The sequence below is a fragment of the Meinhardsimonia xiamenensis genome (assembly GCF_900102905.1).
GTDB lineage: Bacteria > Pseudomonadota > Alphaproteobacteria > Rhodobacterales > Rhodobacteraceae > Meinhardsimonia > Meinhardsimonia xiamenensis.
Map to the genome: position 1 here is coordinate 199566 of NZ_FNFV01000001.1, position 12373 is coordinate 211938.

The window sequence follows — 12373 nt, forward strand, 5'->3', positions numbered from 1 at the left end:
GGGCGATGGACGACCGTTCCAGACTGTTGAGCGAACTCAGCGCGCGCAGCCGCGAGGTCTTCCGGCTGGTGGTGGAAGGCTATCTTGCCACCGGCGATCCGGTCGGCTCGCGCACGCTGTCGCGGTCGATGAGCGAGAAGGTGTCGCCGGCGACGATCCGCAACGTGATGCAGGATCTCGAATATCTGGGGCTTCTCGACTCCCCGCACGTCTCGGCCGGGCGCGTGCCGACGCAGCTTGGCTTGCGCGTGTTCGTCGACAGCATCCTCGAGGTGGGCCAGCTCAACGAGGAAGACCGCCGGCAGATCGATGCCTCGCTGAACGGGCAGGATGCCGGCGATGTGGCAGGGCTTCTCGATCGTGTCGGTTCGGCGCTTTCGGGGCTGACGCACGGCGCGAGTCTCGTCCTCGCACCCAAGCACGAGGCGCCGATTCGCCATATCGAGTTTGTCAGCCTCGCCCCCGACCGCGCGCTCGTGGTGCTGGTCTTTGCCGACGGGCAGGTGGAAAACCGCGTCTTCACCCCGCCGCCGGGGCAGACGCCTTCCTCGATGCGGGAGGCGGCGAATTTTCTCAATGCGCTCGCCGAAGGCAGGACGATTGCCGAGCTGCGCGCGGTGATGGCCGAGGAAATCGCCCGCCGCCGGCAGGAGCTCGACGAGCTTGCGCGCGATCTCGTGGAACAGGGGCTTGCCATCTGGGAGAACGAGGGCGAGCCCCACGAGCGGCTGATCGTGCGGGGCCGGTCGAACCTTTTGCCCACCGACGAGGACGTCGAGAACCTCGAGCGCATTCGCCGGCTGTTCGATGACCTCGAGCGCAAGCGTGACATCGCCGAGTTTCTCGAGCTCACCGAGCAGGGCGAGGGCGTGCGCATCTTCATCGGCTCGGAGAACAAGCTTTTCTCGCTGACGGGTTCCTCTTTGGTCGTCAGTCCCTATATGAACGCCGAACGCAAGATCATCGGCGCCGTGGGCGTGATCGGGCCGACGCGGCTGAACTATGGCCGGGTGGTGCCGATCGTCGATTACACGGCACAGCTGGTGGGCAAGCTGTTATCCGAGCGTGGATAGGATCAGGACATGAACGACGAAGAAAGATCACAACAGGCCGCCATGGCTGCGGCTATGGCGGCGGCAGAGGCCGCGGCAGAGGCAGAGGCGCAGTCGGGCGAGGGGCAGGACGAGGCCGCCGATCCGGTGGCGGCACTGCAGGCCGAGCGTGACGAGTTGCGCGACCGGCTGATGCGCGCCCTGGCCGAAACCGAGAACCTGCGCAAGCGCGCCGAGCGCGAGCGGCGTGAAGCCGAACAATACGGCGGCGCCAAGCTCAGCCGGGATCTGCTGCCTGTCTATGACAGCCTCTGGCGGGCGCTCGAAACCGTCAGCGAGGAGCAGCGCAAGGCGGCTTCGGCGCTGATCGAGGGGGTCGAGCTGACCATGCGCGAACTGCTCAACGTGTTCGCGCGCCATGGCATCGAACGGATCGTGCCGGAGATCGGAGAAAAGTTCGACCCGAACGCGCATCAGGCGATGTTCGAGGCGCCGGTGCCGCAGACGAAGGCGGGCGACATCATCGAGGTGATGCAGCACGGCTTCAAGATGCACGATCGCCTCCTGCGTCCCGCGCAGGTGGGGGTGAGCTCGACACCGAAGGATCAGTCCGAAGGCTGATCGTCCGCGAGCGCCTTGAGCTCGTAGAGGATGGCCAGCGCCTCGCGGGGCGTGAGGTCATCGGGGAAGATTTGCGAGAGCCGCTCGGCCAGTGCCGAGCGGCTTTTCTCTTGTGCAGGCGGCGGTGGCGGCGGCGCGGCCGCGGCAGCGGAGAAAAGCGGCAGATCGTCGATGAGCGCGGCCTTGTCGCCGCCCTCGCGCCCGCCGCGCTCGAGCGCGTCGAGAATGACGCGCGCGCGCGCAACCGCCGCCTCCGGCAGCCCGGCAAGGCGGGCGACATGCACGCCATAGGAGCGGTCGGCGGCACCGGGGAGAACCTCGTGAAGGAAGATCACCTCACCTTCCCACTCGCGCACGGCAACGGTGAGGTTTTCGACCCCGTCGAGCTTTTCGGCCAGATGCGTCAGCTCATGGTAGTGGGTGGCAAAGAGCGCCCGGCAGCGGTTGACGTCGTGCAGGTGCTCAAGCACCGCCCAAGCGATGGAAAGCCCGTCCCAGGTGGAGGTGCCGCGGCCGATTTCGTCGAGGATCACCAGCGCGCCGGGGCCGGCCTGATTGAGAATGGCCGCCGTCTCCACCATCTCGACCATGAAGGTGGAGCGGCCGCGCGCAAGATCGTCGGCCGCGCCCACGCGGCTGAAAAGCTGCGTGACAAGGCCGATGCGCGCGGCATCGGCCGGCACGAAGGCGCCCATCTGCGCGAGAATGGCAATCAGCGCGTTCTGGCGCAGATAGGTTGACTTGCCGGCCATGTTGGGCCCCGTCAGCAGGCGGATCGCCGCCGCCTCGCCCTCGGCCGTGAGATCGGCGTCATTGGCGATGAACGGGGTGTTGCCCTCGCGCCGGAGCGCTTCCTCCACAACAGGGTGACGGCCCGCTTCCACGTGAAACGCGCGGCTCGCTTCCACCTGCGGGCGGCACCAGTTGCGCTCGGCAGCAAGATCGGCAAGCGCGGCGGAGACGTCGAGCACCGCGAGGGCGCGCGCGGCCTGCGAGAGCGGCGCGGCGCGGTCGAGAATCTCCGCCTTCAGGCTTTCATAGAGCCGCTTCTCGGCGGCCTCGGCCTCGGCGGCGGCGTTCAGGATGCGCGTCTCCAGCGCCGAGAGCTCGGCGGTGGTAAAGCGCACTGCGTTGGCGGTGGTCTGGCGGTGGATGAAACGCTCGCTCAGCGGCGGCGAGAGCATCTTTTCGGCATGCGTGGTGGTCGTCTCGACGAAATAGCCAAGCACATTGTTGTGCCTGATCTTCAGCGAGGCGATGCCGGTCTCCTCGGCGAGCTCGGCCTGCATGGCCGCGATCACGCTGCGGGTCTCGTCGCGCAAGGCGCGGGCGGCGTCGAGATCGGCGTCGAAGCCGGGCGCGATGAAGCCGCCGTCGGAGAGCCTGAGCGGCGGCTCCTCGACAAGCGCTCGGGTCAGCAGAGCGGCGAGTGTGTCATGACCCTCAAGATCGTCAAGCGCGCGGGCGATCTCCTCGGGTGGCTCGAGGCCTGCGAAGAATTGCGCGATGGTTGCGGCCTGGGCGATGCCGTCGCGGATGGCGGCAAGGTCGCGCGGGCCGCCCCGGTCGAGGGCGAGGCGGGAGAGGGCGCGGTCCATGTCCGGCACGCGGCGGAGCGCGGTGCGCAGATCGTCGCGGATTCGAGACTGTTCCAGCAGGAATTGCACCGAATCCTGACGCTCGCGGATCACGCGCAGATCGAGCGAGGGGCTGGCGAGGCGCGACTCGAGAAGCCGGGCGCCGGGGGCGGTCACGGTGCGGTCGATGGTGGCGATGAGGGTGCCCGCGCGCCCGCCGGAGAGCGCGCGGGTCAGCTCGAGGTTGCGGCGCGTTGCGGCGTCGATCTGCATCACACCGCCCGCCGCCTCGCGCGCCGGCGACGCAAGGCGCGGCATGCGCCCGCGCTGGGTGAGGTCGAGATAGTCGGCAAGCGCGCCAAGCGCGGCCACCTCCGCGCGGGAGAAGCTGCCGAAGGCATCGAGCGACTGCACGCGGTAGAGCTCGCGCAGGCGCCGTTCGGCCGCGATGCTGTCGAAACTCGCGCGCGGCAGCGGGGTGAGCGCGGCGCCCGCATCCGTGATCACATCGGCCATTTCCTCGGCCAGCGTCTCGGGCAGGAGCACCTCGCTCGGGCTCAGGCGCGCGAGCTCCGGGCCGAGCTTGAGGCGCGGGCAGGGCGCGACGTGCACCGCGCCGGTGGAGATGTCGGCCCAGGCGAGCGCGCCCTCGTCGCGGACGAGCGCGAAGGCGGCAAGGTAGTTGTGCCGGCGGGCCTCGAGAAGGCTGTCTTCGGTCAGCGTGCCGGGGGTGACGAGGCGGACGACCTCGCGGCGCACCACCGCCTTCGAGCCGCGCTTCTTCGCCTCGGCGGGGTCTTCCATCTGCTCGCAGACGGCGACGCGGAAGCCCTTGCGGATGAGCGTGAGAAGATAGTTCTCGGCCGAATGCACCGGCACCCCGCACATGGGAATGTCCTGGCCGAGATGCTTGCCGCGCTTCGTGAGCGCGATGTCGAGTGCCTCTGCCGCGGCGACGGCATCGTCAAAGAACATCTCGTAGAAGTCGCCCATCCGGTAGAACAGGAGCGCATCGGGGTATTGCGCCTTGATCTCCAGATACTGCGCCATCATCGGGGTGGCGGCGGCGGTCATGTTCTTCTCCGGCTTCGTCATGGGCGCGACACTAACTGGCGCGGCGGCGGGGAAAAAGGGGCGCGGCGCGGCTTGAGGGTCGGCGCCCGTCTGTCTAACACTGATGTCTCGCGTCAGGGAGGAGCGCGCGCATGACCAGTCAGAAGTTCACGCCCGAAGAGGCGCTGGCCTTTCATCTCGAGCCGACACCCGGCAAGCTCGCCGTCGTCGCCACCGTGCCGATGGCGACCCAGCGCGATTTGAGCCTTGCCTATTCGCCGGGCGTCGCCGAGCCCTGCAAGCGCATCGCCGAGGCGCCCGAGACGGCCTATGACTACACCGCCAAGGGCAACCTCGTGGCGGTGATCTCGAACGGCACGGCGGTGCTCGGCCTCGGCAATCTCGGCGCGCTCGCCTCCAAGCCGGTGATGGAGGGCAAGGCGGTGCTGTTCAAGCGCTTTGCCGACATCAACTCCATCGACATCGAGCTCGACACCGAAGACCCGGACGCCTTCTGCAATGCCGTGAAGCTGATGGGCCCCAGCTTCGGCGGCATCAACCTCGAGGACATCAAGGCGCCCGAGTGCTTCATCATCGAACAGCGGCTGAAGGAGGAGATGGACATTCCCGTCTTCCACGACGATCAGCACGGCACGGCGGTGATCTGCGCGGCGGGGCTCATCAACGCGCTGCACATCGCCGGCAAGAAGCTCGAAGACTGCCGTGTCGTCGCCAATGGCGCGGGCGCAGCCGGCATCGCCTGCGTGGAGCTTCTCAAGGCCATGGGCGCGCGGCCCGAGAACGTGATCCTGTGCGACTCGAATGGGGTCATCTACCAGGGCCGCAAGGAGGGGATGAACCAGTGGAAATCCGCCCACGCGGTGAAGACGGATCTGCGCACGCTCGAGGAGGCGATGGCGGGGGCGGATGTGTTTCTCGGCGTGTCGGTCAAGGGCGCGGTGACGCCTCAGATGGTCGAGAGCATGGCCGACAGCCCGATCATCTTCGCCATGGCCAACCCCGACCCGGAGATCACCCCCGAGGAGGCGCGCGCGGTCAGGCCCGATGCGATTGTCGCGACCGGGCGGTCGGACTACCCCAACCAGGTGAACAACGTTCTGGGCTTTCCCTATCTCTTTCGCGGCGCGCTCGACATTCACGCCCGCGCCATCAATGACGAGATGAAGATCGCCTGCGCGCGGGCGCTCGCCGAGCTCGCCCGCGAGGATGTGCCCGACGAGGTGGCCATCGCTTACGGCAAGAAGCTGAGCTTCGGGCGCGACTACATCATTCCCACGCCCTTCGACCCGCGGCTCATTCACCGCATTCCGCCCGCCGTCGCCAAGGCGGGGATGGACACCGGCGTTGCCCGCCGCCCGATCGTCGACATGGAGGCCTATGAGCTGTCGCTGAAGCAGCGGATGGACCCGACGGCTTCCATCCTGCATGGCATCCATGCCCGCGCGCGCAAGGCGCAGGCGCGGATGATCTTTGCCGAGGGGGATGATCCGCGCGTGCTGCGCGCGGCGGTGGCCTACCAGCGGCAGGGATTCGGCCGGGCGCTCGTGGTGGGGCGCGAGGCCGATGTGAAGGGCAAGCTCGAGGCGGCCGGCCTTGGCGACGCGGTGCGCGAGCTCGAGGTCGTCAATGCCGCGAACACCCGTTATCTCGAGACCTACAAGGATTTTCTCTACCGCCGTCTGCAGCGCCGGGGCTTCGACCAGCAGGATGTGCACCGGCTCGCCGCGCGCGACCGGCATGTGTTCTCCGCGCTGATGCTGGCGCATGGCCATGGCGATGCGCTGGTCACGGGGGCGACGCGCAAGTCGGCCCATGTGCTGGGTCTCATCAACCACGTCTTCGACGCCACCGCCGAGGCCGGCGCGGTGGGCGTGACGGCGGTGCTGCACCAGGGGCGCATCGTGCTCATCGCCGACACGCTGGTGCATGAGTGGCCCGACGAGGAAGACCTCGCCAACATCGCCGAGCGCGCGGCCGAGGTGGCGCGGATGCTGGGGCTCGAGCCGCGGGTGGCCTTCGTGAGCTTCTCGACCTTCGGCTATCCGGTCAGCGAGCGGGCGGAGAAGATGCATCTGGCGCCGGAGGTGCTGGACCGGCGCGGGGTGAATTTCGAGTATGAGGGCGAGATGACGGTGGACGTGGCGCTGAACCCGGCGATTCAGGCGCGCTACCCGTTCCAGCGGCTGTCGGGGCCAGCGAACATTCTGGTGGTGCCGGCGCGGCATTCTGCCTCGATCTCGACCAAGCTCATGCAGGAGATGGCCGGCGCCACGCTGGTGGGGCCGATCCTTGCCGGGGTGGAGAAGTCGATTCAGATCTGCTCGAACGCGCAGACGGCGAACGACATTCTCAACATGGCGCTGCTGGCGGCGTGCAAGGCGCGGTGAGATCGGGCGGAGGTCGCCAATGAAGATTGCGATGTGGTCGGGGCCGCGGAACATCTCGACGGCGCTGATGTATTCCTTTGCCGCGCGCGGCGATTGCGCGGTGTGGGACGAGCCCTTCTATGCCGCCTGTCTGGTGGCGACGGGACTTGATCATCCGATGCGCGAGGAGGTGATCGCCGCCGGCATCACCGACGCCTCGGAGGTCGCGCGCGAGATCGAGGCACGGGAAGGTGCGCCACATCTCTATCTGAAGCTCATGGCCCAGCACATGCTGGAGGGCTTTGACACCGGCTGGATGCAGGGCGCGCGCCATGCCTTTCTCATCCGCCATCCGGCGCGGGTGGTGGCAAGCTTCACCGCCAAGCGCGAGAACCCGCGGTTCGAGGAGCTCGGCTTTGCGCAGCTCGCGGCGCTTTACGATCAGGTCCGCGCGCTGGGCCAGACCCCGCCGGTGATCGATTCCGACGCGCTGCGCCGCGACCCCGAGGGGGTGCTGAAGCGGGTCTGTTCCGCCCTCGGGCTTGACTGGACGGAGAAGATGCTGCGCTGGCCCGCGGGCGGGCATCCGAGTGACGGCGTGTGGGCCCGGCACTGGTATGGGGCGGTGCATCGCTCAACCGGCTTCGCCCCGGCCGACCCCGGCCCGCTGCCGGTGCTTGAGGGGCGCGCCGCCGAACTCGCGGAGCGCGCCCTGCCGTATTACGAGCGCATGGCGCAGGCGGCGCGGGAACAGGCCGCCTGACGCCTCAGCGGAACTTGCGGTTGCGCATCGCCAGAAGCCGCAGCCGCAGCGCGTTGAGCTTGATGAAGCCCTCGGCATCCTTCTGGTCATAGGCGCCGGCGTCATCCTCGAAGGTGACGTGCTCGGCCGAGTAGAGGCTGTGATCGGACCAGCGGCCAACGCAGCGGGCAAGCCCCTTGTAGAGCTTGATTCGCGCGGTGCCGGTGACATGCTCCTGGCTCTTGTCGATCGCCGCCTGCAGCATCTCGCGCTCGGGCGAGAACCAGAAGCCGTTGTAGATGAGCTCGGCATAGCGCGGCATCAGCTCGTCCTTCAGATGCGCCGCGCCGCGGTCGAGCGTGATCTGCTCCACCCCGCGATGCGCCTCGAGAAGGATGGTGCCGCCCGGCGTCTCGTAGATGCCGCGCGACTTCATGCCCACGAAACGCCCCTCGACGAGGTCGAGCCGCCCCACGCCATGCTTGCCACCAAGCTCGTTGAGGCGGGTGAGCACGCCCGCGGGGCTCAGCCGCTCGCCATTGACGCTCACGGCATCGCCGCGCTCGAAGCCGACCTCGACATATTCGGGCGCATCCGGCGCGTCCTCGGGGTTGACCGTGCGCTGATAGACGTAATCGGGCGCCTCGACGGCCGGGTCTTCCAGCACCTTGCCCTCGGAGGAGGTGTGCAGAAGGTTCGCATCCACGCTGAAGGGCGCCTCGCCGCGCTTGTCCTTGGCAATCGGGATCTGGTGCTTCTCGGCAAACTCGATGAGCTTCGTGCGCGAGGTCAGATCCCACTCGCGCCAGGGCGCGATCACCTTGATGTCGGGGTTCAGCGCATAGGCCGCGAGCTCGAAGCGCACCTGATCGTTGCCCTTGCCGGTGGCGCCGTGGGCAATGGCGTCGGCCCCGGTTTCGGCGGCGATCTCCACCAGCCGCTTGGCGATGAGCGGGCGGGCGATGGAGGTGCCCAGAAGATACTGGCCCTCGTAGACGGCATTGGCGCGGAACATCGGGAAGACGAAGTCGCGCACGAATTCCTCGCGCAGATCCTCGATGTAGATCTCCTTCACGCCCAGCATCTCGGCCTTCTTGCGGGCGGGCTCAAGCTCCTCGCCCTGGCCGAGATCGGCGGTGAAGGTGACGACCTCGCAGCCATACTCGGTTTGCAGCCATTTGAGGATGATCGAGGTATCGAGCCCGCCGGAATAGGCGAGCACGACCTTGCGGGGCTTGGATCTGGGCGCGGACATCGGGTGTTCTCCGGCAACTTGCGGTCGCCGCGCCGTTTACATGGACGCTCGCGCGCGGGCAAGGCGGGCTTGCCAAGCCGCGCCGGGGGTGGTTCGTTGCGGCCAAACGGAGGAGGCCATGAGCAACTGGATAGAGCTTTTCCGCGGGGTGGTTCACCCCTGGCATCACGACCATTTCGGACACATGAACGTGCGCCATTACGCGCCCTTCTTCGATGACGCCACATATCACATGTGGACGCTTCTGGACCTGCCCTATTCGCGCATGCTGGCCGAGCATGGTGTGCACACGGTCTCCGCACGGGCGACCACGACCTTCATCCGCGAGCTGAAGGCGGGCGATCTCATCCGCATCGACGGGGCGGTGAAGCGGGTGGGCGGGCGCAGCGTGACGTTTCACCTGCGCATGTTTCACGCCGATACGGGCGAGCTTCACGCCACCTACGACCTCGTCGAGGTCTTCTTTGACCCCGAGACGCGTGGCTCGGCGCCGATTCCGCCGCAGGTGCGCGAGAAGCTCGAGGCGCGTGTTGTGGCCGAGGCGTGAGCCGATCTGGCGCATTGGCGCGGGGCGCGCGCTCTGCTAGCGGGGCTGGATGAGCGAGTTTTCCCAGAAGGCGCGGATTGCGGAGACGGCGATGCGCTCGCTGTTTCCCCCGACCCCCTGCGCGCGCAACGATTTTCTCTCCCAGCGCTATGACGCCGACATCTGGCTCAAGCGCGAGGATCTGAGCCCGGTGCGCAGCTACAAGATCCGCGGCGCCTTCAACGCCATGCGCAAGGTGCTGTCGGAGAGCCCCGACCAGCGCGTGTTCGTTGCCGCGAGCGCGGGCAATCATGCGCAGGGCGTGGCCTATGTGTGCCGCTATTTCGGCGTGCGCGGGGTGATCTTCATGCCGGTCACCACCCCGCGGCAGAAGATCACCAAGACGGAGGTTTTCGGCGGCGATGCCATCGAGATCCGCCTTGTGGGCGACTATTTCGACGACACGCTTGCCGCCGCGCGCCGCTATTGCGAGGAGGCGGGGGCGCATTTTCTGGCCCCCTTCGACGATGCCGACGTGATCGAGGGGCAGGCCTCGGTGGGGGTGGAGATTCTGGCCCAGCTCGGGCGCGCGCCCGATGTCGTCGTGCTGCCAGTGGGCGGTGGCGGGCTTTCGGCCGGGGTGCGCAGCTTCCTGCGCGCCGAGGCGCCCGACACCGAGTTCTGGTTGGTCGAGCCCAAGGGCGGGGCGAGCCTGACGGCGGCGCTGATGGCTGGCGAGCCGGTGACGCTGCCCAAGGTTGACAATTTCGTCGATGGCGCGGCGGTGGCACGGGTCGGCGAGCAGACCTTTGCCCATCTGCGCGACATCGACCCCGGCCATGTGCTGGTGGCGCCCGAGGATCGCATCTGCACCACGATCATGGAGATGCTCAATCATGAGGGCATCGTGCTTGAGCCGGCGGGCGCGCTTTCGGTCGATGCGCTGGGCGACATCGCCGAGGCGATCCGCGGGCGCACGGTTGTCTGCGTGACCTCGGGTGGCAATTTCGATTTCGAGCGGCTGCCCGAGGTGAAGGAGCGCGCCCAGCGCTATTCGGGGGTGAAGAAGTATTTCATCCTGCGCATGCCGCAGCGGCCCGGCGCGCTGCGCGACTTTCTCGAGCTTCTCGGCCCCGACGACGACATCGCGCGCTTCGAGTATCTGAAGAAGTCGGCTCGCAACTTCGGCTCGGTTCTCATCGGTATCGAGACGTCCCGGCCCGAGAATTTCGACGCGCTCATGGAGCGGATGGACCGGGCCGGGATGGTCTACACTGACATCACCAGCGACGAGACGCTGGCCGAATTCGTGATCTGACACTGTTTCACGCCGCTGCGGGCCCGGAGTCGAGATTGGCGAGAAAGCAGGCCCTTGAACGCTGGTAACAGGTTGTCAGCCGCGCGGTTGACACCGGTTCGCCAGACCGGCAGGCGGGCTCAAGTTCAGTGCAGAGGGCGCCGAGGGCCGCAAAGCCGAGGTTGAGTGCCGAGCCCTTGAGAAAATGCAGCTCCTCGGCGGTGACCGGTGTCTGTGGCGCGCGGGCAAAGCGGTTCATCATCTCGTCCATCTCCGCCAGGAAGACCTCGAGCACATCGCCAAAGTCCTCAGGCCCCACCTCGTCTTTCAGCTCTTCGACGCGTTTCCAGTCAATCACGGCACGCTCCACAAGCGGCACCCCCACCGCAAGAGCAGGCTGCGACCAGATCCTTTCAGCGGCCTTAAGCATGCACGGCGGAATTGTGGCGCGGCGCGCGATGATGCTCGGATTTTTCGGCGAAATTTCCTCTTTACGGGCCATTAGCCGCTGCCCTGCGAAGAGGGGGCTGCACGGCCGTTTTTCAGGGAGTGATTTCGATGCGTGTCAGCCAACCGCGGCCGCAAGCCCCGCCGGCAACATGCCCACCGCCCGATCCGGCGCCGGCGGTCAGGAAAAGCCGCCTCGTCCTCGTGGTCGATGACAGCCGCGCGCAGCGACGGGTGCTGGCTACGGTGCTCAAACGCTGGGGCTATCGCGTCATCGAGGCAGAGTCGGGGCAGGCGGCGCTTGCGCTGTGCCGCGCGCATCCGGTCGAGATCATTCTGAGCGACTGGATGATGCCGGGGATGAGCGGGCTCGAGTTCTGCCGGCAGTTCCGGGCCTTGCCCCGCGCCGGTTATGGCTATTTCGTGCTGCTCACGGCACGCAACTCCAGCGAGGAGGTCGCCGAGGGGCTCGAGGTGGGCGCTGACGACTTTCTCGGCAAGCCGGTCAACCTCAATGAACTCCGCGCCCGGATCAGGGCGGGAGAGCGCATCCTGCGCATGGAGGAGGAGCTCAAGGCCAAGAATCACGCGCTGCAGGCGGCGCTTGCCCGGGTGCAGAACCTCAACAACACGCTGGAACATGACCTGCAGGAGGCGCGGGCGCTTCAGCAGGCGTTGGTGCGCGAACGCAGTCACAGGTTCGGCCCGTTTGCCGTGAACCTGCTGCTGCAGCCGTCCGGTCACGTCGGCGGGGACATGATCGGCGTGATCGACGCGGGGGGCGATTCGATCGGGCTCTATGCGATCGACGTGTCGGGGCATGGAATCGCCTCGGCGCTGATGACCGCGCGGCTTGTCTCCTACCTCTCGGGCGACTCACCGGGGCAAAACATTGCCCTCGAAGGCACGCGGCGGGGGCAGACGCGGTTGCGTCCTCCCGATCAGGTGGCCGACAGCCTCAACCGCCTCCTTCTCGAGGAGATGAAGACCGATCATTACTTCACCCTTCTCTATGCCACCTTGCATGTGCCCAGCGCGCGGCTGGAAATGGTGCAGGCCGGTCACCCGCATCCGATGCTGCTCCGCTCGGGGGGTGATGTGACGCTGCTCGGCGAGGGAGGCTTGCCCATCGGGCTGCTGCCCGAGGCGCGCCATGAGAGCTTCGAGGTCGTGCTCAGGCCGGGGGATCGGCTGTTGATCTGTTCCGACGGGATTTCGGAGTGCCGGGACATAGGCGGCGCGATTCTCGGAGAAGCCGCGCTCGCCCGGCTCATGCGCCATCACGCCGCGCTTGGCGCCGGGGATTTCCTCGATGCGTTGCTGTGGGAGCTGGAGGCGCGCACGGGCCGGGAGGATTTTGCCGATGACATATCCGCGGTGCTGGTCGACTACCGGCCGGGGGCGGGCTGACGGGGC

The 12373-nt window shown here is 67.3% G+C and carries 10 protein-coding genes; 7 read left to right on the plus strand and 3 right to left on the minus strand.

Annotated elements, in window-relative coordinates; translation table 11 throughout:
* The first annotated feature begins 5 nt into the window (after positions 1–5).
* Positions 6–1073 carry a heat-inducible transcriptional repressor HrcA gene (hrcA, locus tag BLQ14_RS00980; RefSeq protein WP_092497288.1) on the plus strand — a complete coding sequence of 356 codons (1068 nt, stop codon included), beginning with the start codon at positions 6–8 and terminating at the stop codon, positions 1071–1073.
* Positions 1074–1082: 9 nt separating this feature from the next.
* The gene (gene grpE, locus BLQ14_RS00985; RefSeq protein ID WP_143004449.1) at positions 1083–1673 is read left to right on the plus strand and encodes a nucleotide exchange factor GrpE; all 591 of its coding nucleotides are present in this window, start codon (positions 1083–1085) and stop codon (positions 1671–1673) included.
* On the opposite strand, the gene mutS is transcribed toward grpE, so the two are convergent.
* Positions 1658–4324, minus strand: a complete 2667-nt coding sequence (gene mutS, locus BLQ14_RS00990; protein WP_245656796.1) for a DNA mismatch repair protein MutS — start codon at positions 4322–4324, stop codon at positions 1658–1660. The two genes, grpE and mutS, sit on opposite strands and share 16 nt — an antisense overlap.
* 131 nt (positions 4325–4455) lie before the next feature.
* On the opposite strand from mutS, the gene BLQ14_RS00995 reads away from it, so the two are divergent.
* Both BLQ14_RS00995 and BLQ14_RS01000 read left to right on the plus strand, forming a co-directional pair.
* Positions 4456–6711 (plus strand): NADP-dependent malic enzyme, encoded by a 2256-nt coding sequence (locus BLQ14_RS00995; protein WP_092497292.1) that lies wholly within the window; start codon positions 4456–4458, stop codon positions 6709–6711.
* A gap of 19 nt (positions 6712–6730) precedes the next feature.
* On the plus strand, positions 6731–7453 hold the full coding sequence (locus BLQ14_RS01000; RefSeq protein WP_092497294.1) for a sulfotransferase-like domain-containing protein: 723 nt from the start codon (positions 6731–6733) through the stop codon (positions 7451–7453).
* 4 nt (positions 7454–7457) lie between these two features.
* Here BLQ14_RS01000 and BLQ14_RS01005 read toward each other — a convergent pair whose 3' ends face one another.
* Positions 7458–8687, minus strand: coding sequence for an argininosuccinate synthase (locus BLQ14_RS01005; protein WP_092497296.1), 1230 nt, complete (start codon positions 8685–8687; stop codon positions 7458–7460).
* A gap of 118 nt (positions 8688–8805) precedes the next feature.
* Between BLQ14_RS01005 and BLQ14_RS01010 the strand changes: the two genes are divergently transcribed.
* Positions 8806–9234: an acyl-CoA thioesterase gene (locus BLQ14_RS01010; RefSeq protein WP_170068375.1), complete on the plus strand. Its 429-nt coding sequence runs from the start codon at positions 8806–8808 to the stop codon at positions 9232–9234.
* Positions 9235–9283: 49 nt separating this feature from the next.
* Positions 9284–10531 carry a threonine ammonia-lyase IlvA gene (ilvA, locus tag BLQ14_RS01015; RefSeq protein ID WP_092497299.1) on the plus strand — a complete coding sequence of 416 codons (1248 nt, stop codon included), beginning with the start codon at positions 9284–9286 and terminating at the stop codon, positions 10529–10531.
* Positions 10532–10538: 7 nt separating this feature from the next.
* On the opposite strand, the gene BLQ14_RS01020 is transcribed toward ilvA, so the two are convergent.
* The gene (locus tag BLQ14_RS01020) at positions 10539–11012 is read right to left on the minus strand and encodes an Hpt domain-containing protein (protein ID WP_245656798.1); all 474 of its coding nucleotides are present in this window, start codon (positions 11010–11012) and stop codon (positions 10539–10541) included.
* Positions 11013–11068: 56 nt separating this feature from the next.
* Here BLQ14_RS01020 and BLQ14_RS01025 point away from each other — a divergent pair, with 56 nt between their 5' ends.
* Positions 11069–12367, plus strand: a complete 1299-nt coding sequence (locus tag BLQ14_RS01025) for a PP2C family protein-serine/threonine phosphatase (protein WP_092497301.1) — start codon at positions 11069–11071, stop codon at positions 12365–12367.
* Positions 12368–12373: the final 6 nt, after the last annotated feature.

Bases quoted from the DNA above. Each gene is read 5' to 3' on its own strand.
- hrcA (WP_092497288.1), top strand. From the start codon at position 6: ATGGACGACCGTTCCAGACTGTTGAGCGAACTCAGCGCGCGCAGCCGC.
- grpE (WP_143004449.1), top strand. From the start codon at position 1,083: ATGAACGACGAAGAAAGATCACAACAGGCCGCCATGGCTGCGGCTATG.
- mutS (WP_245656796.1), bottom strand. From the start codon at position 4,324: ATGACCGCCGCCGCCACCCCGATGATGGCGCAGTATCTGGAGATCAAG.
- BLQ14_RS00995 (WP_092497292.1), top strand. From the start codon at position 4,456: ATGACCAGTCAGAAGTTCACGCCCGAAGAGGCGCTGGCCTTTCATCTC.
- BLQ14_RS01000 (WP_092497294.1), top strand. From the start codon at position 6,731: ATGAAGATTGCGATGTGGTCGGGGCCGCGGAACATCTCGACGGCGCTG.
- BLQ14_RS01005 (WP_092497296.1), bottom strand. From the start codon at position 8,687: ATGTCCGCGCCCAGATCCAAGCCCCGCAAGGTCGTGCTCGCCTATTCC.
- BLQ14_RS01010 (WP_170068375.1), top strand. From the start codon at position 8,806: ATGAGCAACTGGATAGAGCTTTTCCGCGGGGTGGTTCACCCCTGGCAT.
- ilvA (WP_092497299.1), top strand. From the start codon at position 9,284: ATGAGCGAGTTTTCCCAGAAGGCGCGGATTGCGGAGACGGCGATGCGC.
- BLQ14_RS01020 (WP_245656798.1), bottom strand. From the start codon at position 11,012: ATGGCCCGTAAAGAGGAAATTTCGCCGAAAAATCCGAGCATCATCGCG.
- BLQ14_RS01025 (WP_092497301.1), top strand. From the start codon at position 11,069: ATGCGTGTCAGCCAACCGCGGCCGCAAGCCCCGCCGGCAACATGCCCA.